We start from the raw sequence: 23,858 nt of genomic DNA, 5'->3' as shown, positions 1-23,858 counted from the left end.
GAGTTCCGGGGGGAGCACGCGTGTGCTGGACCACCCCCGGCCGGGTGAACGGGGAATTCTCCCGGTACTTCCGCAAGGGGGAACGTTGCGCAGACAAGTGAAGAAGGCCGGCGCGGCCACCGTCGCCACGGCGGCGGCCGTGGCCCTCGCGGCGGGCATGACCAGCCCGGCAGCGGCGGACGGGGCACGGACGGCGGACGGGGGCCGTACGGCGGCCTCGGCGCGGGCCGAGACCGCACAGGCCGAGACCGCACAGGCCGATGCCGCGCGGGCCGCGTCCGGCACGGCCAGGCACCGCGTCACGCTGATCACCGGCGACCGGGTCGCCGTCGACGCCAAGGGCCGCGTCGTCGGCCTGGAGCGGGCCGAGGGCCGCGAGCACATACCCGTCCAGATCCGCAGAGCCGGCGGGCACACCCTCGTCGTCCCGGCCGACGCCGCCCGCCTGGTCGCCACCGGCAGACTGGACCAGCGCCTCTTCGACATCACCGAGCTGAACAAGGCCACCACCCGCAAGGCCCAGAAGAACGGCCTGAAGGTCATCGTCGGCTACCGGGGCAGCGCGAAGGCCACCAAGGCCGACGTCCGCGACGCGGGCACCCTCCGCCGCGCCCTCACCTCCCTGAACGCCGACGCCGTACAGACCCCGCACGAGAACGCGCCCGAGCTGTGGGACGCGGTGACCGACGGCGAGAAGACCGCCTCCGGCATCGCGCGCGTCTGGCTCGACGGCGTCCGCACCGCCAGCCTCGACAAGTCCGTCCCGCAGATCGGCGCCCCCAAGGCATGGGCCGCCGGCTACGACGGCAAGGGCGTCAAGATCGCCGTACTGGACACCGGCGTCGACACCACCCACCCCGACCTGAAGAACCAGGTCGTCGCGTCCAAGAACTTCTCCGTCTCGCCCGACGCCACCGACAAGTACGGCCACGGCACCCACGTCGCCTCCATCGCCGCCGGCACCGGCGCGAAGGCGGGCGCCACGTACAAGGGCGTGGCCCCCGGAGCCAAGCTGCTCAACGGCAAGGTGCTCAGCGACGAGGGCTTCGGCGACGACTCCGGCATCCTCGCCGGCATGGAGTGGGCGGCCGCGCAGGGCGCCGACGTCATCAACCTCAGCCTGGGTGGCGGCGACACCCCGGAGATCGATCCGCTGGAGGCCGAGGTCAACAGGCTCTCCGAGGAGAAGGGCATCCTCTTCGCCATCGCCGCCGGCAACGACGGCGAGTTCGGCGACCGCACCGTCGGCTCCCCGGGCAGCGCCGCCGCCGCCCTGACCGTCGGCGCGGTCGACGACGGGGACAAGCTCGCGTCGTTCTCCAGCACCGGACCCGGCCTCGACGGCGCGATCAAGCCCGATGTGACCGCGCCCGGCGTCGACATCACCGCCGCCTCCGCCAAGGGCAGCATCATCGCCCGCGAGGAGGGCGAGAAGCCCGCCGGATACGTCACCATCTCCGGTACGTCGATGGCGACCCCGCACGTCGCGGGCGCCGCGGCCCTCCTCAAGCAGCAGCACCCCGACTGGACGTACGCCGAGCTGAAGGGCGCGCTGACGGGATCGGCGAAGGGCGGCAAGTACACGCCCTTCCAGCAGGGTTCGGGCCGCGTCCAGGTCGACAAGGCGGTCAAGCAGACCGTGATCGCCGACCCGGTGTCGGCCACCTTCGGCACCCAGCAGTGGCCGCACACCGACGACAAGCCGGTCACCAAGCAGCTGACCTACCGCAACCTCGGCACCAAGGCCGTCAAGCTGAAGCTGACGTCGACCGCCACCGACCCCAAGGGCAAGGCGGCCCCCGCCGGCTTCTTCAAACTGGGCGCCGGCTCGGTCACCGTCCCGGCGGGCGGCAAGGCCTCCGTGGCCCTCACCGCCGACACCAGGCTCGGCGGCACGGTGGACGGCGCCTACTCGGCGTACGTCACGGCGACCGGCGGCGGGCAGACCGTCCGCACGGCCGCCGCCGTGGAGCGCGAGGTGGAGTCGTACGACGTCACGCTGAAGGCCCTCGGCCGCGACGGCAGGCCCACCGCGAACTACGAGACCGACCTGACCGGCGTCTCCGGCCTCGCCACGGACGCCTGGTTCACGCCGTACGAGGCCGACGGCACCGTCACCGTGCGCGTGCCCAAGGGCGCCTACATCCTCAACTCCTCGATCCGCGTGAGCGACGACCCGGAGAAGTGGAAGGGCGCCGACTGGATCGCGCAGCCGAAGCTCAACGTCACGAAGAAGACCACCGTCACCCTCGACGCGCGCACCGCGAAGCCGGTGGACATCACCGTCCCGGACAAGGCCGCGAAGTCCGAGTTCGCCTCCGCGGACTTCACGGTGGAGGCGGGCGGCAACAGCTACAGCTACGGCTGGTGGCTGGACTCCTACGCGGGCCTGCGCACCAAGCACCTCGGCCCGCGGATCACCGACGGCTCGCTCAGCCAGCAGTGGGACGGCCACTGGACCAAGGGCGCCAAGGAGCAGTACGACACCGTCGCCGGCGGCACGGTCGAGCAGCTCGCCACCGGTTACACCCGGCACTACAAGGCGGGCGAACTGGCCACCCTCAAGGCCGGCCTCGGCGCCTCCGCGAGCGGCAAGAAGGGCGCCGTCTCCGCGACCGGCTGGCTGCCCGGCGGCGTCGGCGGCTCCTCGATCGGCATCGAGCAGACCCTGCCCGGCACCCGCACCCTGCACCTGTCCACCGGGAACGGCGTGACGTGGGAGCTCGGCTTCGAGCAGTACGGAGGCAGGGACGCCGACGGCTTCCCGGTCGTCGAGGCCGGCTACACGTTCGGCAACGCCCAGCGCTACAAGGCGGGCAAGAGCTACTCGGCGACCTTCAACACCGCCGTCTTCGGCCCGCGCCTCAACGCCGTCTTCGGCCTCCACCGCGACGGCGACACCATCACCGGCCTGCTCCCGCTCTTCGCCGACGGCAAGGGCCACGCCGGCTCCTCGGCCTTCACCTCGGTCGCCACCACGCTGTACCGCAACGGCACCAAGGTCGGCTCCCACAAGGACCCGCTCTTCGGCGAGGGCGAGTTCAAGGTCCCCTCCGGTGACGCCCGGTACCGGCTGACGACGTCGGTCAAGCGGTCCGCCAAGGTCGCCGCGGCCTCCAGCCGCATCGACGCGAGCTGGACGTTCCGCTCCAAGAAGACGGCCGACCGCACCAAGCTGCCCGCCTCCACGGCCCGCTTCGCCGCGGCCACCGGCCTGGACAGCAAGGTCACGGCCGGCAAGCAGGTCACCATCCCGGTCACCGTCGAGGGCGCGGCAGCGGGCCGCAACCTCAAGTCGCTCACGGTGCACGTGTCGTACGACCACGGCAAGACCTGGAAGAAGGTCACCGTCAAGAAGGGCAGGGTCAGCGTCAAGAACCCGGCGAAGGGGAAGTCCCTCTCCTTCCGTGCCAAGATCGTCGACAAGAAGAAGAACGAGTCGGTGATCTCGATCTACGACGCGTACTACGGCAAGTAGGCCGCAGCCCCTACGGGCGGTAGACCGCAGCCCCTACGGGCAGTAGACCGCCCCACGCGAAACGACCTGGCCGGAGCCCGGCGGCTCCGGCCAGGTCACGTCCGCAGCGAAGCCGCCGCGTCCGTCCCCCAGCTCGCCAGCAGCCGCAGCGCCTCCGCCGACGGTGAGCCCGGCTCGGCGTGGTACGTGATGAACGCCTGCTCGTCGTCGTCGACCAGGCGGAACGTCTCGAAGGACAGGGTCAGGTCTCCGACCAGCGGGTGCCGCATCCGCTTGACGCCGTAGGACTTCTCCTTGACGTCGTGCGTGGCCCACAGGCGCCGGAACTCCTCGCTCTTCACGGACAGCTCGCCGACCAGGGCGGACAGCCGCGGGTCGTCCGGGTGCCGGCCCGCGTCCATGCGCAGGAAACTGACCATGTCGTGCGCCTTCTGGTCCCAGTCCGTGAACAGATCGCGGTAGTCCGGGTTCAGGAAGACCAGCCGCGCCCAGTTCCGCTCCTGGGCGGGCAGCTTGCCCCAGTCGCCGAAGAGGGCCGCCGCCATCCGGTTCCAGGCGAGGATCTCCGACCGCCGGCCGGTCACGTACGCCGGGACCGTGTCGATCGACTCCAGCAGCTGGAGCAGCGCCACCCGCACCGGCTGCTGCGCCCGTGACGCCGCCGCCCGCCTGCGCCGCTGCTGCGGTTTCGCCAGGTGCGTCAGGTGCGCCTGCTCGGCGTCGGACAGCCTGAGCGCGCGGGCGATCGCGTCCAGGACCTCCGCCGACACGTTCCGTCCGTTGCCCTGCTCAAGGCGCGTGTAGTACGCCACGGACACCCCGGCCAGCTGCGCCAGCTCCTCCCGCCGCAGCCCCGGCACCCGGCGGTGCCGCCCGTACGACGGCAGCCCGACGTCCTCCGGCTTCAGCCGGGCCCGCCGGGTGCGCAGGAACTCGCTCAGTTCGGCACGCCGGTCCAGCTGTCCATCCATGCCCTCCAGTATTGCCGGTCGTATTCCCGGTCGTACGCCCGTGAGCCTGTCCCCGTCAGTGGTACGCACGCTGGTCGTAGGCAAAGCCGTGGTCTGGGTGGATGCCCGCCGCGGCGGCAGGCTGGAGGCATCCCACAGAAGAGCAGTCACGAGGAACCCGGAGAACCCGGCATGACCACTGTCGCCGCATACGCCGCATACGCCGCACCCGCCGCCAAGGCTCCGCTGGAGCGGACCACCATCGAGCGGCGCGAGGTGCGTGAGCACGACGTCCTGATCGACATCAAGTTCGCCGGCATCTGCCACTCCGACATCCACCAGGTCCGCGAGGGCTGGGGCGAGGCCATCTTCCCGATGGTCCCCGGTCACGAGATCGCGGGCATCGTCTCCGAGGTCGGCCCCGGCGTCACCAAGTACGCCGTCGGCGACCGGGTGGGCGTCGGCTGCCTGGTCGACTCCTGCCGCGAGTGCGACAACTGCCGGGCCGGCCTGGAGCAGTACTGCACCGGCGGCAGTGTGGGCACCTACAATGCCGTCGGCAAGGACGGGGAGCCGACCTACGGCGGCTACTCCGAGAAGATCGTCGTCGACGAGAACTTCGTCCTCGGCATCCCCGAGGGCATCGCGCTGGACGAGGCCGCGCCCCTGCTGTGCGCCGGCATCACCACGTACTCCCCGCTCAGGCGCTGGAACGCCGGCCCCGGCAAGAAGGTCGCCGTCGTCGGCATGGGCGGCCTCGGCCACATGGCCGTCAAGCTCGCGCACGCCCTGGGCGCCGAGGTGACGGTGCTGTCGCAGTCCCTGCGCAAGAAGGACGACGGCCTGAAGCTGGGCGCCGACCACTACTACGCGACCAGCGACCCGGCCACCTTCGAGGAGCTGGCCGGCACCTTCGACCTGATCGTCTCGACGGTGTCCGCCCCGCTCGACCTCGGCGCCTACCTGGGGCTGCTGAGGACGGAGGGCACCCTGGCCAACGTCGGCGCCCCCGAGGAGCCGGTCTCCCTCAACCTGTTCGCACTGCTCGGCGGCGGCAAGACCCTCGCCGGGTCCATGATCGGCGGCATCCGGGAGACCCAGGAGATGCTGGACTTCTGCGCCGAGCACGGCATCGGCGCCGAGATCGAGCTGATCGCCGCGTCCGAGGTCAACGAGGCGTACGAGCGGGTCATGGCGAGCGACGTGCGGTACCGCTTCGTGATCGACACGGCGACGATCTGACCGGCCGGAAACATTCTTGGGGATTTCTCCCCGTCCCTGTCACACACCCGAGCCGCCCCGGGTCATACCGCCGTAGACACACACGGCGGCCGCCCGGACGGGCAGGAACCAGACACCTGTCGACCTGCCCGTCCGGGCGCCAGGACCCTCGGGAGCAGCCATGACGTACCCCTCGTCCCCCACCAACCCCCTCCTGGTCACCGGCGGCACCGGCACCCTCGGCGGCCACGTCGTCCCGCTGCTGCGGGCGGCCGGCCACGAGGTACGGGTCCTCACCCGCCGTCCCCGCCCCGCCGAGGACGGCGTCACCTACGTCACCGGCGACCTCCTCACCGGCGAGGGCGTCGAGGCCGCGGTCGACGGCGTGCACACCGTCCTGCACCTGGCGGGCGGCCCCAAGGGCGACGACGAGGCGACCCGCACGCTGGTGCGCGCCGCCTCGCACGCGGACGTACGGCACCTCGTGTACGTCTCGGTCGTGGGCGCGGACGGCGTGCCGCTGGCGTGGCTGCGCACCAAGCTGGACTCGGAGCGGGCGATCGCCGACTCGGGCATCGGGTGGACGGTGCTGCGGGCGGCCCAGTTCCACGAGCTGACCCTGACGATGATCGAGAAGATGGCCAAGCTGCCGGTCCTCCCCGTCCCGGGCGGCCTGCGCCTCCAGCCGGTCGACTCCCGCGAGGTCGCCGCCCGCCTGGCCGAACTGACCTTCGCGGCACCCTCCGGCCGGGTTCCCGACATGACCGGCCCCGAGGTCCACGACCTGGCCGCCCTGGCCCGCCCGTACCTCGCCCTGCACGCCCGGCGCCGCCGCCCGACGCTGCCGGTACGCATCCCCGGCAAGGCGGGCCGCGCCTACCGCGCGGGGGCGAACCTCACGCTGGAGGGGGCGCGGGTGGGCCGGCGGACGTGGGAGGAGTTCCTGACGGAGCGGGCCGGGCGCGGGACGGCACCGGCTGCCGCGCGCCGCCCGTGAGTCCGGCGCGATCGTCAGCGGCGCCGCAGCGACGCGTCCAGCAGCGCGGGCGGGGTGTCGAACTTCTCGTGCGCGGCCAGGTCGGTGCCGGGAGCCACGATCGCGTCGATCGCGTCGAGGACATCGGCGGAGAGCACGGTGTCGGCGGCGGCGAGCTGCGAGCGCAGGTGGTCCGGGGTGCGGGGGCCGATGAGCGCGCTGGTCACGGCGGGGTGCGCGGTCACGAAGCCGAGCGCCAGCTGGATCATGGTCAGGCCGGCCTCGTCGGCGACCGTGGCCAGCCGCTCGACGGCGTCGAGCCTGGCCCGGTTGGCGGGCAGGGAGGTGTCGAAGCGTTCCGGCATGAACGCCGAGCGGTGGGTGGCGACGTCCCGGCCCGCGCGGACCGCTCCCGACAGCCAGCCCGAGGCCAGCGGGCTCCACACCAGCACGCCCAGCCCGTACTCCTCGGCCACGGGCAGCACGTGGCTCTCGATCCCGCGCTGCAGGACGGAGTAGCTGGGCTGCTCGGTGACGTACCGGCTCAGGCGGTGCTCGCGGGCGGCCCACTGAGCCTGGACGATGCGGTAGGCGGGGAAGGTCGAGGAGCCGAAGTAGCGGATCTTCCCCGCGCGCTGGAGGTCGGTCAGGGCCGACAGCGTCTCCTCGTCGCTGGTGGCCGGGTCCCACCGGTGGACCTGGTAGAGGTCTACGTGGTCGACACCGAGGCGGCGCAGACTGTTGTCCAGTTCGGTGACCAGCCAGCGGCGCGAGGCGCCCCGGTGGTTGCGCTCCTCGCCCATGGGCATGCTCGCCTTCGTGGCCAGCACGATGTCGTCGCGGCGGCCGGTGATGGCCTTGCCGACCATCTCCTCCGACTCGCCCTGGCCGTACATGTCGGCGGTGTCGATGACGTTGACCCCGCCCTCCAGGGCGGCGTCGACGATGGCGGTGGCCTCGTCCTGGGTGGTGCGCCCGATGCTGCCGAAGTTCATGGCGCCGAGTGCGAGCGAGCTGACCTGGACGCCGGTGCGGCCCAAGGTGCGGTATTGCATGACGGTGTTCCTTCGTTGTGGGTGAAGTGAAGGGAAGCGAAGTGGGGTGCTGAGCGTGTATGACGAGTCCATGCCAAGGTGAGCGAGGCGGGGCTTGGTGCCGGCTCTCGCGCTCTGGCATCATGGCGGTCAAATGGAACCCTGTCCCGTTTGACGATACGGAACAGTGTCCCGTTTAGCAATCCCGGGTGGCGGAGGAAACGACGTGGTGCAGGAGCAGGACGGCGAGGAGGGCACGGGGCAGGCGGCCCGGCCCAAACGGGCGGACGCCCGGCGCAACCAGAAGACCCTGCTCGACGCGGCCGCCGCGGTCTTCGTCGAGTCGGGCGTGGAGGCCCCGGTGCGCGACATCGCGGCCAGGGCCGGCGTCGGAACGGCCACGATCTACCGCCACTTCCCGACGCGGGCGGACCTCATCATCGGCGTCTACCGACACCAGGTGGAGGCCTGCGCCGAGGCCGGCCCGGCCCTGCTGGCGAGCAGCCCGACCCCGTACGCCGCACTCGGACGGTGGATCGACCTCTTCGTCGACTTCCTGGTCACCAAGCACGGACTCGCCGCCGTACTGCAGTCCGACAACGCCGGCTTCGAGACGCTGCACGCGTACTTCCTCGATCGCCTCGTGCCCGTGTGCACCCTCCTCCTCGACGCCGCGACCGCCTCCGGCGAGATCCGGTCCGACCTGTCCGCCCTGGAACTCATGCGCGGCGTCGGCAACCTCTGCATCGGCGCGGAGAGCGACCCGCGCTACGACGCCCGGCGCCTGGTCGAACACCTCATCGCGGGGCTGCGCCGACCGGACTGACCGGCGCGGCCAGACGTCGGCGCCGTCACAGGCCGTCCGGACGGCCCGAGAGCCAGTCGCCGTGCCGTTGCCGGAACCGGTCCCGTTCGGCGGGCGTGGCGAGGATGACGTCCGCGCCGCCGTCGTACGGATGATGAACGTGGCGGAGGTCCGTGTCCGTGACGAAGACCTCCACCAGCGCCTCGTCGGCGACGGCCCGCAGCAGACCGTCGACGCAGCCGCGCAGCCAGCGCCGCCGGTCGGCGTAGAGGCGTGTGTGAGTGTGGAACCCGGGGTCGGGGTCGTCCTCCTCCGACTCCGTCCACCAGTGGACGCCGTCCGGTTGGAGGGCCCGCCGTGGGGTCGGAAAGCCTTCGGGCCCGTTGGGCGTACTGGACCAGTCCATGGTCACGACGAACACGTCGAGCCCTGTGAACAACTCGTCCAGAACCGTGTTGCAGCGATCGGCCACCACCGCGTACTCCTCCTCGGACTCCGGGTGGCGCTTCGATCCGGGGAGGCTGTGGAAGCGCACCCAACGGTCCGCGTACGCGCCGCGGAAGGTGTGCGCCAAGGGCGGCACCGACGGGTGCCGGGCCCGCCACAGAGCCGCGAGCCCGTCCTCGCCGGGGAATCGCTCCGTCACGGTCGCAGGTGGGTGAGCAGTTCGGCCGCGGCCGGATAGGGCCGCTCCAGGGGCAGCAGGCGGCTCGCCGAGTCGAGGGCGCCGTCGCGCACGAGCGCGTGGATCTCGTGGGCGAGCGGGGTCACGTCGCGGATGCCGACCGTCCATTCGTCTGCGTACAGCCGTGCGGCCTCGCCCGAGAGGCCGAGTTGCAGGGAGCGGTACGGCAGTGGTTGCAGTCGCAGGTCCCGCTCGGGGTCCCACTGGATGCGGGCCGGCGCGCGCTTCAACTGCCGCTGCCAGGTGGCGCGGTCGGGGTGCGTCCCGGGAACGTAGCTCGAAAGGCACGCGCCTCGCAGCGCCGACTCGAAGCCGTCACGACTGATCTCGACGGCCAGCACGGTCTCCTGATCCGCTTTCGTGGCCCAGCCGCAGCGGTACATCATCCACAGGAACGACGGTTTGATCCACGTCATCCTGTCCCGTTTCCACGAGGCGGGGAAACGCCCCTCGCGGACGGCGGGAAGGCCGATTTCCGGGGAGTACGCCTGATAGACGGTGATGGTGGATGCCGTGTAGGCCGCCCGGATCTGGCGCTGCCGTTCTTCCATGACGTACAGCGTGGAGCCGCGGACCCCCGGTAGCCACCGGTTTTCGACCGCGGGGGCGGTCGGGCGGGCTCGGAATCGCCGGGAACCCTCGCGCGTTGAGAAGGTGTGGCCGGGGATACCGGCGGTGTGCGAGCCGAGTAGCCCGAGTGACCGAACCGATAGATTGTGGAGGGCCGCAATGGCTGCGCAGACGCAGAGGGCCGTGCTCGCGGGTGGATGCTTCTGGGGGATGGAGGAGCTGATCCGCCGGCTCCCGGGTGTTACGGCGACCCGGGTCGGATACACCGGGGGAGACGTGCCGAACGCGACGTATCGCAACCACGGCACGCACGCGGAGGCCATTGAGATCCTCTTCGACCCCGAGCGGACCGACTTCCGCACGCTCCTGGAGTTCTTCTTCCAGATCCACGACCCGAGCACCAAGAACCGCCAGGGCAACGACATCGGCCTCAGCTACCGCTCGGCGATCTACTACGTGGACGACGAGCAGAAGCGGATCGCCGAGGACACGATCGCGGACGTCGACGCATCCGGACTGTGGCCGGGCAAGGTCGTCACCGAGGTGGAGCCGGTCGGCCCCTTCTGGGAGGCCGAACCGGAGCATCAGGACTACCTGCAGCGTTACCCGGAGGGCTACACCTGCCACTTCCCGCGCCCGGGGTGGCGGCTGCCAGCCCGCGCCGAGGGCTGACCGGGCCGAGGGCTGACCGGGGGCGGCCCGGCCGGCGTTCCCGCCGGGCCGCCTGTCGCGGAAATTTCAGTGGGGGAGTGTCGCCGGGCTGCCGCCGTTCGCCTCGTAGCCCGCGACCGCCAGCGCGCGGTAGACCGCGAACTCCGCCGCCGGGTCGGGGGAGAGGGTCCAGGGCAGGGCGCCGACGTGGCCGTCGATGAGTATCAGCTGGTTCATGGCCTCGGCCCAGCGCTCGCCGCGGACCAGGAAGAAGACCAGCAGATGGCGGACGTGCGCCTGCATCGGGTCGTCCGGGCGGGCCGAGTGGACCGCGTGCAGGGCGCCGTGGACCGCCTTGGTGACGACCTCGCTCTGGTAGAAGCCGCGGACCAGGTTGACCTCGGGGAGATGCTCGAAGACCGCGAAGAGCGGCATCGCCGCGAGGAGCGAGCCCTTCGGGGCGCGGGCCGCCGCCGCCTCCGCGAAGGAGTACGCCAGGTCGCGGGAGCCGTGCCACTTCTCGCACCAGTAGTGCAGGGCGGCCAGGTGCGCGCCCATGTGGGCCTGGGCGCGGTCGAGGATCTTCAGCCAGAGCTGCTCGAAGTCCTCGCGCGGGTAGGCGAGACCGCGGGCGACCGACAGCTCGATGATGTACGGGATCGGGTCGCCGGGAGCGAGCAGTGCCGCCTCGCCGCAGGCCGCCTTCGCCTCCTCCATGATGATCCGGAAGTCGTCCGTGCCCCGCGTCGCCGTCCGCCACGCCTGCTGCACCAGGAACTCGGCGTGCACCGCCGCGCCGCCCGCGTCCTTCGGGGCCTCGGCCCGCCACACCCGCAGCCACTGCCCGCCCGGCGTCTCGCCGACGCCACCGGGCCGCTGCCGCAGCTCCAGCGACGCGGCGCCCGCGAAGGCCTGCACGCGCTGCCAGCGCCGCTCACCCTCCGCCTCCGTACCGGCGAGGAGCTGCTGGGCACCCCGGTAGTCCTGCGTGCGCTGCACCAGGTCCAGTACGTCCAGCAGGTCCTGGTCGGGGCCGGGCATGCGGATGTCCAGCTCCTCCTCGCGCGCGAAGCCGTAGTTCGCGGGGTCCGCCGCGTCCGGGTGGCCGGCGGGTACCAGACCGACCGCGCTCCGTCGGCGCCGCAGAACGGGGAGCAGCACCACAGCCAGCATGGCCAGTGCCATCAGGACCCAGAGAATCTCCATGTCTCAAGCGAACCAGACTGCGCCGACAATTGGCCAACCTGTGCCGTGCCCCTGTGGAAAACGCGCGGAGCCGTCCGCGCCGCTACCCTCGGTGCCCATGAGCGACAGGCACATCAGTCAGCACTTCGAGACGCTCGCGATTCACGCGGGCAACACCGCCGATCCCCAGACGGGCGCGGTCGTCCCGCCGATCTATCAGGTGTCGACCTACAAGCAGGACGGCGTCGGCGGACTGCGCGGCGGATACGAGTACAGCCGCAGCGCGAACCCGACCCGTACGGCCCTCGAGGAGAACCTGGCCGCGCTGGAGGGCGGCCGCCGCGGCCTCGCGTTCGCGTCCGGACTGGCGGCCGAGGACTGCCTGTTGCGTACGCTGCTGCGTCCCGGCGACCACGTGGTGATCCCCAACGACGCGTACGGCGGCACCTTCCGGCTCTTCGCCAAGGTCGCCACGCGGTGGGGCGTGGAGTGGTCCGTGGCCGACACGAGCGACCCCGCCGCGGTGCGGGCCGCCCTGACCCCGCAGACCAAGGCCGTGTGGGTGGAGACGCCCTCCAACCCGCTGCTCGGCATCACCGACATCGCCGCCGTGGCCCAGGTCGCCCGGGACGCCGGCGCCCGGCTCGTCGTCGACAACACCTTCGCCACGCCGTACCTCCAGCAGCCCCTGGCGCTCGGTGCGGACGTCGTCGTGCACTCCCTGACCAAGTACATGGGCGGCCACTCGGACGTCGTCGGCGGCGCGCTGATCGTGGGCGACCGGGAGCTGGGGGAGGAACTGGCGTTCCACCAGAACGCCATGGGCGCGGTCGCCGGGCCCTTCGACTCCTGGCTGGTGCTGCGCGGTACCAAGACGCTCGCGGTGCGCATGGACCGGCACAGCGAGAACGCCACCAAGGTCGCCGAGATGCTCTCCCGGCACGCGCGCGTGACGAGCGTGCTCTACCCGGGGCTGCCGGAGCACCCCGGGCACGAGGTCGCCGCCAAGCAGATGAAGGCGTTCGGCGGCATGGTCTCGTTCCGCGTCGAGGGCGGCGAGGAGGCGGCGGTCGAGGTCTGCAACCGCGCGAAGGTGTTCACGCTGGGTGAGTCCCTGGGCGGTGTGGAGTCGCTGATCGAGCACCCCGGTCGGATGACGCATGCCTCCGCCGCCGGTTCGGCCCTGGAGGTGCCCGCCGACCTGGTGCGTCTGTCGGTCGGTATCGAGAACGTCGACGACCTGCTCGCGGACCTCCAGCAGGCCCTCGGCTAGTCCGACAGTCCGACGAGTGGAACGGGCTCACCAGCCCTCCCAGCCCGTCACGGGTGGGGTCGTCTCCGACGGCGGCTCCACCCAGGGCTGGACGGTCAGCGCCCACACCGTGAACGCCACGGCGGCGGCGCACAGCACCAGCCACATCAGGCGGCGGGCGGCGGTCCTGCGCCGCAGCATGCGGCCGCCGCGGCGCACCGCCTCCGCGTACAGCTCGGGCGGCACCCGGGGCGACGACTGCTCCATGATCCGCCGTGCGGCGGCCTCTCTCTGAGGGCGGTTCACCGGCGCCTCCCGGTCCTCCACGCGCGCGTGCCCGTCGTCCCACCGGCCGTCGTGTCGAGTGCCGCGCCCGTCATGGCGTCGCCGCCTTCGCGCCCGCCGCCACCGGGCGGGCCGGTTCCGCGGGCGGGTGCAGCAGGGTGGCCGTCGCACGGTCGCAGATCGTCCGTACGCGTTCCACGGGCAGGCCCAGCAGTGCGGCCGCCTGTTCCTCGGCGACGCCCTCGTAGAGCCTGAGCACCAGGATCAGACGTGCCTGCGGGGTGAGCCCGCGCAGGGGGCCGGCGGCGTGCCGGCGGGCCCGGCCGACGCCGCCGCCGTACCGGTGCCAGGCCTCGCGGGCGAAGCGGGTGGCCAGGTACTGGCGGGCCCGGTCGTACGGGTCCTCCCCGTGCAGTCGGTCCCAGCACGCGTACGTGTGGGCGAGGGACAGGGCCAGCAGGCGCCGCGCGCGCGGGTTGTCGCCCGGTGGCTCGGCCGTGAGCAGGGTGGCGGCGTGCAGCAGCCGCCCTGCCGCGCCCGCGACGAACGCCTCGAACTCCCGGGCCCGGCGGGCACTGTGGAACGCCTGCCGTTCTCGCACCGCGCCTCCCGCCCAGAGGGCGACGACCCCTGGGTCTCGTACGACGACCCCTGGGTCTCATATCAGGCCAGGGGTGGCCCGCCGGTCAAGAGTCCGGTGCGAACCGCCCCGGAAAGGCGGTGGAGGGTGGCTCAGGAGGCCGACGAGGATTCCGGGCCCGATGGGGCCATACGGGCGGACAGGGCGCCGTTGAAGCGTGCGAGGAGCGCGCAGAACGCCTCGCGCTCCTCCGGCGCCCAGTCGTGGGTCAGTTCGGCCATGAGCTGACGCCGGGAGGACCGGACCTCTTCCAGCCGCGACACGCCGCGCGGGGACAGCTGGAGCACGACCGCGCGTCCGTCCTCGGGGTGCGAGGTCCGCTTGACGAGTCCGGTGTCGACGAGCGGTGCCACCTGCCGGGTGACCGTCGAGGAGTCGATTCCCATGCTCGCGGCGAGCGCCTTGACGCCCATCGGGCCCTCTTTGTCGAGGCGGTTGAGCAGCAGGTATGCGGCGCGGTCCATGGAGTTGCGGACCTGCCCGACCCCGCCGAGGCGGGTCTGTTCGGCACGACGGGCGAAGAGTGCCACCTCGTGCTGGAGCGTCTCGAGAAGACCGGTGTCACCGGCGGTCGTCATGTCCATCGACATTTCAGGTGTTGTGGGCATGGCCGGGGGCTCACTTCGTGGAGGGCTGCTGATTGGGGGACAGGGTACGCGGCCGGGCGGCGAGGCGTACCGACGCTGCGCAAAGCGGGTCTCGGAGGTTGGTCACAACGGTCCCGAGCGCCCGTGAACTGCGATGCTGGAGGAATGAGCTACAGCACGGCCGCCCTTGTCGGACCCGTCACCCTCGACGACGTGCGCGGTGCCCAGAAGATGCTCTCGGGTGTGGCGCGGGTGACGGCGATGGAGGGCAGCAGGCACCTGTCCCAGCTGGTCGGCGCGCCGGTGCACCTCAAGTGCGAGAACCTCCAGCGGACGGGTTCGTTCAAGCTGCGCGGCGCCTACGTCCGTATCGCCGGGCTGCTGCCCGAGCAGCGGGCCGCCGGTGTGGTCGCGGCGAGCGCGGGCAATCACGCGCAGGGTGTGGCGCTGGCGTCGTCACTGCTCGGGGTGCGCTCGACGGTGTTCATGCCGAAGGGCGCCCCGCTGCCGAAGATCAGCGCGACCCGGGACTACGGCGCCGAGGTGCGGCTGCACGGTCAGGTGGTCGACGAGACGCTGGCCGCCGCACAGGAGTACGCGGAGCGGACCGGCGCGGTGTTCATTCACCCCTTCGATCACCCGGACGTCATCGCGGGCCAGGGCACGGTCGGGCTGGAGATCCTGGAGCAGTGCCCCGAGGTGCGGACCGTCGTGGTCGGCATCGGCGGGGGCGGGCTGGCGGCCGGGATCGCGGTCGCGGTGAAGGCGCTGCGGCCGGACGTGCGGATCGTGGGCGTCCAGGCGGCGGGCGCGGCGGCGTATCCGCCGTCGCTGGCGGCGGGGCGACCGGTGGCCGTCGAGCATCCGGCGACGATGGCCGACGGCATCAAGGTGGGGCGGCCCGGTGACGTGCCGTTCGGGATCGTCGGCGAACTGGTGGACGAGGTCCGTACGGTCTCCGAGGACGAGCTGTCCACCGCGCTGCTGCTGTGCCTGGAGCGGGCCAAGCTGGTCGTGGAGCCGGCCGGGGCATCCCCGGTGGCGGCGTTGCTGAGTGAGCCGGGTGCCTTCGAGGGTCCGGTGGTGGCGGTGCTGTCCGGCGGCAACGTGGACCCGGTGCTGATGCAGGGGGTGCTGCGGCACGGCATGGCCGCGCAGGGCCGCTATCTGGCGGTCCGGCTGCGTCTGACGGACCGGCCCGGTGCCCTCGCCACGCTTCTCGGGGTGTTGTCAGTGGTCGACGCCAACGTCCTCGATGTGAGCCACGTCCGGACCGATCCGCGGCTCGGGCTCACGGAGGCGGAGGTCGAGCTGCACCTGGAGACGAAGGGCCCGGAGCACTGCGCCGAGGTCGGCCGGGCGCTGCGGGAGGCGGGGTATCCCGTCATCGGCTGACCCGTCGTCGTCTTGGGTCACTCGTTCGAGCGATTCCATTGTGGGACGCGATACATCGCGTTATGGTGTGTCGTAAATCGCTCGCTGCACGGAGCGAAACGTACGAACCTAGGCTTCCCGAAGAATCCCCGACGACGTGGAGACTCATATGCCAGGCGCCATCTATGCCGAAGGCCTGGTGAAAACCTTCGGTGACGTAAGGGCTCTGGACGGCGTCGACCTCGACGTTCCCGAAGGCACGGTCCTGGGCCTGCTCGGGCCGAACGGCGCGGGCAAGACGACCGCCGTCCGCTGCCTCACGACCCTGCTGCGACCCGACAGCGGCAAGGCGGTCGTCGCGGGCATCGACGTGCTCAAGCAGCCCAACGAGGTGCGGCGGTCGATCGGCCTCTCCGGCCAGTTCGCCGCCGTCGACGAATACCTGACCGGCCGGGAGAACCTCCAGATGGTCGGCCAGCTCTACCAGATGAGGGCCAAGGCCGCGAAGGCCCGGGCCGGCGAGCTGCTCGAACAGTTCCACCTCGCGGACGCCGCCGACCGCCCGACGAAGACCTACTCGGGAGGTATGCGCCGCAGGCTCGACCTGGCGGCCGCCCTGGTCGTCTCCCCGCCCGTCATGTTCATGGACGAGCCGACGACCGGCCTCGACCCACGCAACCGCCAGGAGCTGTGGGAGGTCATCAAACAGCTGGTCGCCGGCGGCACGACCTTGCTGCTGACCACGCAGTACCTGGAGGAGGCCGACCACCTCGCGCACGACATCGCGGTCGTCGACCACGGCCGCGTCATCGCCCGCGGCACCTCCGACCAGCTCAAGGCCCGCACCGGCGGAGAGCGCGTCGAGGTCGTGGTCCACGAACGGGAGCACATGACCACGGCCGCCGAGGTGCTCGGAGGGTTCGGCAAGGGCTCGACCACCGTCGAGGAGCACACCCGCAAGCTCACCGTCCCCGTCACCGGTGGCGCCAAGCTGCTCGCCGAGGTCATCCGGGAACTCGACACCCGCGGTATCGAGATCGACGACATCGGCCTGCGCCGCCCCACCCTCGACGACGTCTTCCTCTCCCTCACCGGCCATGTGGCCGAGGCGAAGGAGAACGGCCTCGGGGCCGACGCCGGCCCCGAGGACAAGGACGCGGGCCACAAGGCCAAGAAGGAGACCGCCAAGTGAGCGCCACCACCGACGCCGCTCGGGCTGCGGCGCCCACCAACCCCCTCGGCCAGTCCGTCCGGGACTCCCTGGTCATCGCCCGCAGGAACTTGATCCGGATGACCAGGATCCCCGAGATGGTCCTGTTCGGGGTCATTCAGCCGGTGATGTTCGTCGTCCTCTTCACGTACGTCTTCGGTGGTTCGATGAAGATCGGGAACACCACCGACTCGGGCGTCTACAAGGACTTCCTGATGGCGGGCATCTTCGCGCAGACCGTCACGTTCGCCACCGCGGGATCGGCGGCCGGCATCGCCGACGACATGCAGAAGGGACTCGTCGACCGCTTCCGCTCCCTGCCGATGGCCCGGGGCGCGGTGCTGACCGGCCGCACCGTCGCCGATCTCGCGCAGACGGCCATCACGCTGCTCGTCCTCGCGATCGTCGCGCTGATCGTCGGCTGGCGCACCGGCTCCGCGGAGCCGACCAACCTCGGACAGATCCTGGCCGGCTTCGCCCTGCTGCTTCTCCTGGGATACGCCTTCACCTGGATCGGCGCGCTGATCGGCCTGTCCGTGCGAACCCCGGAGGCGGCGACCTCGGGAGGAATCATCTGGCTGTTCCCGGTGACGTTCGTTTCGAACGCCTTCGTGGACTCCAGCAAGATGACCCCCTGGCTGCGGCACATCGCCGAGTGGAACCCGTTCAGCGCCACGGTGCAGGCCTGCCGCGAACTGTTCGGCAACCCCGGCGTCGTGCAGTCCGATGCCTGGCCGATGCAGCATCCCGTCTGGGCCTCGGTGATCTGGTCCGTTCTGATCATCGTGGTCTTCCGGACCCTGGCGGTGCGCAAGTACCGCTCGGCCGCCGCATGACGACGAGCCCCCGGCGTCACCGGGACGCCGGGGGCTCGTCAACGACAGACGGCCGGGGGTACCACCGGCCGGGGGGAGCGGGCCTGGTCAGCCGTTGTAGGGCTCGGCCTTGAGGATCTTCACGGACGCCGGCTTGCCGTTGGGCAGCTCGTACTGCGCGTCCTCGCCGACCTTGTGGCCCATGACGCCCGAGCCCAGCGGGGACTGCGGCGAGTAGGTCTCGATGTCCGAGCTCGCGTACTCGCGCGAGGCGAGCAGGAAGGTCAGCGTGTCGTCCTCGTCACCGTCGAAGGCGATCGTGACGACCATGCCGGGCGCCACCGCGCCGTCCGCGGCCGGAGCCTCACCGACCTTGGCGCTCTCGAGCAGCTGGGTCAGCTGGCGCACGCGGAGCTCCTGCTTGCCCTGCTCCTCCTTCGCCGCGTGGTACCCGCCGTTCTCGCGCAGGTCCCCCTCCTCACGGGCCGCGGCGATCTTGGCAGAGATCTCGGTGCGCGCAGGACCAGTAAGGTATTCAAGCTCCTCCTTGAGCTTGTTGTACGCCTCCTGGGTCAGCCAGGTGACGTTCTCGCTGGTCTGGGTCACGGGTGCTCCTCGTTGGTACTGGGAATACAAATCAACGCCCTACCCAGAAGGATGTTCCTTCACGGAAGGGCGAAACCACGAGCCTAACAATTCAGTGGCCAAAGGGGGAGGACATAAGCCACCAGATTCATGTCACCGCAGGTCAGCGCCCATGTATTCGCGCCGACCGGGCTCCGCGGGATCAGTCCGCGTGGCAGCCGAGCAGCTCGGCCGTCGTGCCCGCGGCCTTGGTCCGCAGGGTGACGACCTTGTCGATGCGCGTGGAGTCCCCGTCGAAGCGGAAGTCGGCCCGGCCCACCTCGTCGCCGTCCTCCGCCTGGGAGCGCACCGTGCAGTAGCCGGCGACACCGGCGTCCTTGCGGACCTCCAGGTGTACCTGCACCGAGTCCTCGGCGAGCTCGAACCCGATCAACTCGCCGCTGATCTTGTTCTGGCCGACGTAGTGGTAGCCGAACCAGCCGATCACGGCGAGCAGGACGGCACCGAGCACGGCACCGACGACCTTGAGCGTGCGGTCGGCCCGTTCGTCCGAGGAGCGGCCGTACCGGCTCTCGGGCGTCTGCGTGCTCGCCGTACTCATGATCGTCCTCTCGGCAGGAGCGGGACGGGCGTGTCCCGAAAGGGGTCCCGGCACCCGGTCTTCCCGGGCTCCGGAATTATTCGGCTCCCGATTCGGTCACTATAGAAGCCGCCGATTGCGCCGACGCACACGGGCGCCGACTGACCGAGGATTGAGTCTTGACTGACCAGCTGCGATTGATGGCCGTGCACGCCCACCCCGACGACGAGTCGAGCAAGGGCGCGGCCACCATGGCGAAGTACGTGTCCGAGGGGGTGGACGTGCTGGTGGTGACCTGCACGGGCGGGGAGCGCGGCTCCATCCTCAATCCCAAGCTCCAGGGCGACGCGTACATCGAGGAGAACATCCACGAGGTGCGCAAGAAGGAGATGGACGAGGCCCGGGAGATCCTGGGCGTGAGGCAGGAGTGGCTCGGCTTCGTCGACTCCGGCCTGCCCGAGGGCGACCCGCTGCCGCCGCTGCCGGAGGGCTGCTTCGCCCTGGAGGACGTCGACAAGGCGGCCGGTGAGCTGGTGCGGAAGATCCGCTCCTTCCGTCCCCAGGTGATCACCACCTACGACGAGAACGGCGGCTATCCGCACCCCGACCACATCATGACCCACAAGATCACGATGGTGGCCTTCGAGGGCGCGGCCGACACCGAGAAGTACCCGGAGGGCGAGTACGGACCGGCGTACCAGCCGCAGAAGGTGTACTACAACCAGGGCTTCAACCGCCCCCGCACCGAGGCGCTGCACAGCGCGCTGCTGGAGCGCGGCATGGAGTCGCCCTACGGGGACTGGCTCAAGCGCTGGTCGGAGTTCGAGCGCAAGGAGCGCACGCTCACCACGCACGTGCCCTGCGCCGACTTCTTCGAGATCCGGGACAAGGCGCTGATCGCGCACGCCACGCAGATCGACCCCGACGGGGGTTGGTTCCGGGTGCCGATGGACATCCAGAAGGAGGTCTGGCCCACCGAGGAGTACGAGCTCGCGAAGTCCCTCGTGGATACCTCCCTCCCCGAGGACGACCTCTTCGCGGGCATCCGGGACAATGCCTGACATGAGTGCAAGCGCAAGCATGGCAATGACGCATCTCGTCACTCTCGCCGAACTGGACGAGGACAAGGTCACGCCCGGTGTCCTCGGGTTCATCGTCTTCGCGGTGATGGCCCTGGCGGTGTGGGGGCTGATGCGGTCCATGAGCCGGCACATGGGGAAGGTGGACTTCAAGGAGGCGCCGGAAGCCTCCAGCGGTGAGGCGGGGGAGAAGCGGCGAGGTTAGCCGGGCTGGCCGGGGCTGGTGCGGGCCGGGGGTGGGTCGCGTGGCCCGGCGCCGGCGGGGTGCCTCCCCCACGCTCGGCTGCGCTCGCGCGGGAGGTGCCCCCACCGCCCACCCGTGCCGTCCCTGGGGGTACCTCCCAGGCCGTTCAGGCACTGGGGGAGGCACGACTGCCCGCAGCTACGCGAGCACGACTGCCCGCAGCTAGGCGGCTGTCACCGCCACCCCCATCACCTCCCGGGCCTGGCGGTTGGGGACCATGCCCAGGTGCCAGGCCTGCCAGCCGGATTCCAGTTGGACGCCGCGTTCCAGGAGGAGCTGGTACGCCTCGATGTAGTCGTCCAGCTTCGGGTCCCTGACCGCGTGGCGGGCGCGGGACAGCTGGGCCAGCTCCTCCTGCGCCACCGCCGTACCGACCTCCACGCCCCCGGGGGCGGCGTACGGCAGGAGGGTGCAGCGCAGGAAGCGGGCCCAGTCGTCGCCCCGCCGGTCGCCGTACGCCGCGAAGAGTGCCGCCGCCTCGTCGCAGAGCGCCAGCGCCTGCGGCGTACGGGCGTTGCCCGCGTCCACGACCGCCAGCTCCAGGCAGGTCCACGCCTCGCCGTGGCCGACGCCGATGCGCTGGAAGTCCGCGCGGGCGTCGACCAGGAGCTGTCGGGCGAAGCCCGAGTTCCGCAGCGAGCCGGTCTGGGCGGCGCGCTGGTCCCGGGTGACCCGCGCCGAGTGGTGCCGGGCGCAGGCCAGGCCGTACACGTCGCGCATCCGGGAGAACATCGTGCGGGAGCGTTCCAGCTCGCGCACCGCCTGGTCCAGGGCGCCCGTCTCCTCCAGCGCCTGGCCGACGTAGTAGACCGTCCACGCCTCGCCGCGCGCGTCCTCGTTCTCCCGGTGCCGGGCCGCCGCCCGCCGCAGCTCCTCGACCGCCTCGGAGGCGTCGCCGTCCACCAGGCGCGTCCGCGCCAGCTGGGTCAGCGCCCAGGCCTCGCCGCGGGCGTCCTGGGTGCGGCCGTACAGCTCCAGGGCGGCGCGCAGGTCCGCCTCCGCGCGCGGTACGTCGCCCATGCGCAGACGCAGCTGGCCGAGCTGGAAGTGGGCCCACGCCTGGCCGTGCACCGACTCGCCCGCGCGGTGCAGCACCAGTGACTCCGTGAGCAGGTCCAGGGCCTCCGCGAGCCGGGCCCGGTCCCGCTGCACCGCCGCCAGCGCGTGCAGCGTCCACGCCCGGTCCGTGTCCAGCTCGGGCGAGGCCTGGAGGTCCAGCGCCTCCCGCAGTTTCGCCGCCGCCTCGGTCAGGTTGCCCTGGTGGTGCAGCGTGATGCCCAGCGAGCACAGCGCGCGGGCCGCCCCCGCGTCGTGGTGGGCCTCCAGGTACAGGTCGACCACGGAGGTGAGCGTCGTCCGCGCCTTGTCCAGCTCGCCGAGCTGCCGGGCCGCGATACCGGTACGCCACTGCACCGAACGCACCAGCAGCCCCTGGTCCACGGACTGCGCCAGCTCGCTGATCTCACCCAGCCGGTACAGGTCGCCGCGCAGCAGGCAGTAGTCGCACAGCGCGCCCAGCAGGTTCAGCACCGCTCCCTGGTCGACGCCCTCCGCGTGTCTGAGCGCCGCCGTGATGAAGCTGGACTCGTCGTCCAGCCAGCGCAGCGCCTCGTCCAGGGACGTGAAGCCGTAACTCCCGAACTGGTTCGAGCGGGTCGACATGTTGCCGTCGACCAGGCGCAGTACCGAGTCGGCCAGCTCGGCGTAGTTGGCGATCAGCCGTTCCTGCGCCGCCGTCCGCTCGGCCGGCTCCTCCTCGTCGGCGAGCCGGGCCTGTGCGAAGGCCCGCACCACGTCGTGCAGCCGGTAGCGGCTGCCCCGGACGTGATCGAGCAGCCCCGCCCGCGACAGCGCCGCCAGCTGCCGCGACGCCTCCGTCTCGTCCGTGGCCAGCAGCGCGGCGGCGGCAGCGGCACCCAGCGAGGTGCGGCCCGCCAGCGCCAGCCGGCGCAGCAGCCGCCGGGCCGTCTCCGGCTGGTCGGTGTAGCGCAGCCACAGCGCCCGCTCGACCGGCTCCGCCGGCCCGTACGCGCCCAGGTCGGTCACCAGGGCGCGCGCGGAGCGCGGCCCCAGCGACGAACCCGCCACCCGCAGCGCCAGCGGCAGGCCGCCGCACAACTGCCGGATCCCGTCGGTGGACTCGGCGTCGTAGGGACCCGACGCGTCCTGGGCGGCCGCCCCCAGCAGTTCCTCCGCGCCCGCCGCGTCCAGTGCCTCGACCGGGAGGTCGTACACCCGGGCGGGCAGGTCGGGCGGCAGCCGGAGCGCCTCCCGCGCGGTGACCAGCACCAGGCTGTCCGACCGCTCCGGCACCAGCGTGCGCACCTGCTCGGCGTCCGAGGCGTCGTCCAGGACGACGGTGACCGGGACGCCCGTCAGGTGCTGGTGGTACAGCTCGCTGAGCCGTTTGACCTGCTGGTCCGCCGAGGACCGCTCACGGAACAGCAGTTGCTCGCGGGGCGCGCCGAGCCGGTTCAGTAGATGCAGCAGGGCGTCCCGCGTGCTCAGCGGCGACTCGCCGCCCGACGCGGGAGCGTCCCCGCGCGGATCCACACCGTCCCCGCGCAGATCGACCAGGCACGCCCCGCGGAAGTAGTCCCGCAGCTCATGGGCGGCCCGCACCGCGAGCGTCGTACGGCCGCTGCCGGGCACCCCGTGCAGCACGACCACCGTCGGCTTCGTCTCCGTGCTCGCGCGGGCCGCCTGCACCCACTGCCGCAGCCGCGCCATCTCCTGCCGCCTGCCCGCGAAGGTGCCCTCCGGCTCCGGGAGCTGTGCGAACGACTGTTCCAGTGCGCTGCGTCCCCGGGCCGCGGCGCTCTTGTCGGCACCCCGCAGCTTCGGCCCGGCCTTCTTCGGCCCGGTGGACGCGGCGAGCATCCGCTGCTGGTCCAGGAACGGCCGGATGCCGCGTACCTCCAGTGCCGTCAGCCACTGCAACCGCAGCTGCTCGGGCCCGCCGGGCTGGCTGACGGCCCCGGCGCGGTGATGGGCGGCCGGTACGTGCGAGCCGACGACCTTCACCACGGTCGCCGCGGCGCCGACGACCCCGACGGCCACTCCCGCGCCCACCGCCGTGCCCGTGCCGGTGCCGAGCGCCATGTCGGCCACCACCGCGGCGACCGCCGCCACAGCGGCCACCAGCAGGGGAGTGCCGGCCCCCTCCCGGGCGTAGCGCTGCCGGAAGGTGAGCTGGCCGGCCGCCGCCTCGTCGAGGGCGCGGGTGTAGGCCTCGTACTCCTCGGCGGCCGTGCCCGCCATCGCGTCCAGCGACCCGCGCGCCCGGGACAGCAGCACGTTCCCGTCCGTGCGCCCGCCCGAGCGCCGTACCTCTTCCTCCACGGCCCGCCTCAGTAGCCGCTCGGCCTCCGACCGATGACTGTCCCGCATGTCGCGCCCCCTCCGGCGGCATCGGTGTCACCCGGGTGTGCCCAGACCCCGCTGGGGCTCTCCCGGCCCATTCCCGGGTCCTTCCCCAGTTGTGCCTCGGTCAAGTGTCCTGCGATGGGGAGACCCTGGGGAGGGGGAGGCGGCCCTCATCGGCCGGGAGAGTCGGCCAGTTCACCCCTTGACCCGGATGGCCGCGGCCACTAATACTCGATGGAGCAGACTCATGACTGCCGATAGCCCATTGACTGGCGAAAGGAGGCGA

Annotated in this window: 22 protein-coding genes; 11 read left to right on the top strand and 11 right to left on the bottom strand. The window is 71.7% G+C overall.

The window, feature by feature from the left end; genetic code table 11:
- Positions 1–85: 85 nt before the first annotated feature.
- Positions 86–3,478: a S8 family serine peptidase gene (locus tag ACFW48_RS30035; RefSeq protein ID WP_386320019.1), complete on the top strand. Its 3,393-nt coding sequence runs from the start codon at positions 86–88 to the stop codon at positions 3,476–3,478.
- 95 nt (positions 3,479–3,573) lie between these two features.
- Here the strand turns inward: ACFW48_RS30035 and ACFW48_RS30030 are convergent, their stop codons facing one another.
- Positions 3,574–4,449: a helix-turn-helix domain-containing protein gene (locus ACFW48_RS30030; protein ID WP_386320016.1), complete on the bottom strand. Its 876-nt coding sequence runs from the start codon at positions 4,447–4,449 to the stop codon at positions 3,574–3,576.
- A 171-nt stretch (positions 4,450–4,620) separates the two neighbouring features.
- Here ACFW48_RS30030 and ACFW48_RS30025 point away from each other — a divergent pair, with 171 nt between their 5' ends.
- Together ACFW48_RS30025 and ACFW48_RS30020 are read left to right on the top strand one after the other, a co-directional pair.
- Positions 4,621–5,670 carry an NAD(P)-dependent alcohol dehydrogenase gene (locus ACFW48_RS30025; RefSeq protein WP_386320014.1) on the top strand — a complete coding sequence of 350 codons (1,050 nt, stop codon included), beginning with the start codon at positions 4,621–4,623 and terminating at the stop codon, positions 5,668–5,670.
- Between the two features lie 160 nt (positions 5,671–5,830).
- Positions 5,831–6,646, top strand: a complete 816-nt coding sequence (locus ACFW48_RS30020; protein ID WP_386320011.1) for an SDR family oxidoreductase — start codon at positions 5,831–5,833, stop codon at positions 6,644–6,646.
- Positions 6,647–6,660: 14 nt separating this feature from the next.
- On the opposite strand, the gene ACFW48_RS30015 is transcribed toward ACFW48_RS30020, so the two are convergent.
- Positions 6,661–7,680 carry an aldo/keto reductase gene (locus tag ACFW48_RS30015; RefSeq protein ID WP_386320009.1) on the bottom strand — a complete coding sequence of 340 codons (1,020 nt, stop codon included), beginning with the start codon at positions 7,678–7,680 and terminating at the stop codon, positions 6,661–6,663.
- Between the two features lie 205 nt (positions 7,681–7,885).
- Here ACFW48_RS30015 and ACFW48_RS30010 point away from each other — a divergent pair, with 205 nt between their 5' ends.
- Entirely contained in the window at positions 7,886–8,485 is a 600-nt protein-coding gene (locus ACFW48_RS30010; RefSeq protein ID WP_386320006.1) for a TetR/AcrR family transcriptional regulator, read from the top strand.
- A gap of 25 nt (positions 8,486–8,510) precedes the next feature.
- Here ACFW48_RS30010 and ACFW48_RS30005 read toward each other — a convergent pair whose 3' ends face one another.
- On the bottom strand, positions 8,511–9,110 hold the full coding sequence (locus ACFW48_RS30005) for a hypothetical protein (protein ID WP_386320004.1): 600 nt from the start codon (positions 9,108–9,110) through the stop codon (positions 8,511–8,513).
- Entirely contained in the window at positions 9,107–9,700 is a 594-nt protein-coding gene (locus ACFW48_RS30000; protein ID WP_386320001.1) for a DUF4291 domain-containing protein, read from the bottom strand. Before ACFW48_RS30000 ends, ACFW48_RS30005 begins: the two co-directional genes overlap by 4 nt.
- Positions 9,701–9,878: 178 nt before the next feature.
- Here ACFW48_RS30000 and msrA point away from each other — a divergent pair, with 178 nt between their 5' ends.
- Complete coding sequence (gene msrA / locus ACFW48_RS29995; protein ID WP_386319999.1) at positions 9,879–10,391, top strand: peptide-methionine (S)-S-oxide reductase MsrA; 513 nt, start codon at positions 9,879–9,881, stop codon at positions 10,389–10,391.
- A 66-nt stretch (positions 10,392–10,457) separates the two neighbouring features.
- On the opposite strand, the gene ACFW48_RS29990 is transcribed toward msrA, so the two are convergent.
- Positions 10,458–11,576 (bottom strand): hypothetical protein, encoded by a 1,119-nt coding sequence (locus tag ACFW48_RS29990; protein ID WP_386319998.1) that lies wholly within the window; start codon positions 11,574–11,576, stop codon positions 10,458–10,460.
- Between the two features lie 97 nt (positions 11,577–11,673).
- On the opposite strand from ACFW48_RS29990, the gene ACFW48_RS29985 reads away from it, so the two are divergent.
- A complete protein-coding gene (locus ACFW48_RS29985) occupies positions 11,674–12,828 on the top strand; it encodes a cystathionine gamma-synthase (protein ID WP_386319995.1) in 1,155 nt (384 codons plus the stop codon).
- Positions 12,829–12,855: 27 nt separating this feature from the next.
- On the opposite strand, the gene ACFW48_RS29980 is transcribed toward ACFW48_RS29985, so the two are convergent.
- The 3 genes from ACFW48_RS29980 to ACFW48_RS29970 all read right to left on the bottom strand — a co-directional run bounded on the left by ACFW48_RS29980 (position 12,856) and on the right by ACFW48_RS29970 (position 14,322).
- Positions 12,856–13,113 carry a hypothetical protein gene (locus ACFW48_RS29980; protein WP_386319992.1) on the bottom strand — a complete coding sequence of 86 codons (258 nt, stop codon included), beginning with the start codon at positions 13,111–13,113 and terminating at the stop codon, positions 12,856–12,858.
- A 70-nt stretch (positions 13,114–13,183) separates the two neighbouring features.
- On the bottom strand, positions 13,184–13,693 hold the full coding sequence (locus ACFW48_RS29975; RefSeq protein ID WP_386319990.1) for a sigma factor-like helix-turn-helix DNA-binding protein: 510 nt from the start codon (positions 13,691–13,693) through the stop codon (positions 13,184–13,186).
- A gap of 131 nt (positions 13,694–13,824) precedes the next feature.
- Entirely contained in the window at positions 13,825–14,322 is a 498-nt protein-coding gene (locus tag ACFW48_RS29970; protein ID WP_386319987.1) for a MarR family winged helix-turn-helix transcriptional regulator, read from the bottom strand.
- A 162-nt stretch (positions 14,323–14,484) separates the two neighbouring features.
- Between ACFW48_RS29970 and ilvA the strand changes: the two genes are divergently transcribed.
- From ilvA to ACFW48_RS29955, 3 genes are all read left to right on the top strand, one after another.
- A complete protein-coding gene (ilvA, locus tag ACFW48_RS29965) occupies positions 14,485–15,714 on the top strand; it encodes a threonine ammonia-lyase (protein ID WP_386319984.1) in 1,230 nt (409 codons plus the stop codon).
- A 148-nt stretch (positions 15,715–15,862) separates the two neighbouring features.
- Positions 15,863–16,885: an ATP-binding cassette domain-containing protein gene (locus ACFW48_RS29960; RefSeq protein WP_386319981.1), complete on the top strand. Its 1,023-nt coding sequence runs from the start codon at positions 15,863–15,865 to the stop codon at positions 16,883–16,885.
- Positions 16,882–17,739 (top strand): ABC transporter permease, encoded by an 858-nt coding sequence (locus tag ACFW48_RS29955; RefSeq protein WP_386319978.1) that lies wholly within the window; start codon positions 16,882–16,884, stop codon positions 17,737–17,739. The genes ACFW48_RS29960 and ACFW48_RS29955 overlap by 4 nt, the downstream gene beginning before the upstream one ends.
- An 87-nt stretch (positions 17,740–17,826) precedes the next feature.
- Here the strand turns inward: ACFW48_RS29955 and greA are convergent, their stop codons facing one another.
- On the bottom strand, positions 17,827–18,324 hold the full coding sequence (gene greA / locus ACFW48_RS29950) for a transcription elongation factor GreA (protein ID WP_055418146.1): 498 nt from the start codon (positions 18,322–18,324) through the stop codon (positions 17,827–17,829).
- A 181-nt stretch (positions 18,325–18,505) separates the two neighbouring features.
- Complete coding sequence (locus tag ACFW48_RS29945) at positions 18,506–18,904, bottom strand: DUF4307 domain-containing protein (protein WP_386319976.1); 399 nt, start codon at positions 18,902–18,904, stop codon at positions 18,506–18,508.
- A gap of 158 nt (positions 18,905–19,062) precedes the next feature.
- Here ACFW48_RS29945 and mca point away from each other — a divergent pair, with 158 nt between their 5' ends.
- Entirely contained in the window at positions 19,063–19,944 is an 882-nt protein-coding gene (mca, locus tag ACFW48_RS29940) for a mycothiol conjugate amidase Mca (RefSeq protein ID WP_386319974.1), read from the top strand.
- Positions 19,937–20,167 carry a hypothetical protein gene (locus ACFW48_RS29935; RefSeq protein ID WP_386319971.1) on the top strand — a complete coding sequence of 77 codons (231 nt, stop codon included), beginning with the start codon at positions 19,937–19,939 and terminating at the stop codon, positions 20,165–20,167. Before mca ends, ACFW48_RS29935 begins: the two co-directional genes overlap by 8 nt.
- A gap of 201 nt (positions 20,168–20,368) precedes the next feature.
- Here the strand turns inward: ACFW48_RS29935 and ACFW48_RS29930 are convergent, their stop codons facing one another.
- Positions 20,369–23,596: a tetratricopeptide repeat protein gene (locus ACFW48_RS29930; RefSeq protein WP_386319969.1), complete on the bottom strand. Its 3,228-nt coding sequence runs from the start codon at positions 23,594–23,596 to the stop codon at positions 20,369–20,371.
- Positions 23,597–23,858: the final 262 nt, after the last annotated feature.

It is taken from the genome of Streptomyces sp. NPDC058812 (assembly GCF_042744565.1).
GTDB lineage: Bacteria > Actinomycetota > Actinomycetes > Streptomycetales > Streptomycetaceae > Streptomyces > Streptomyces thinghirensis.
This window is presented reverse-complemented; position numbering and strand designations above follow the sequence as displayed.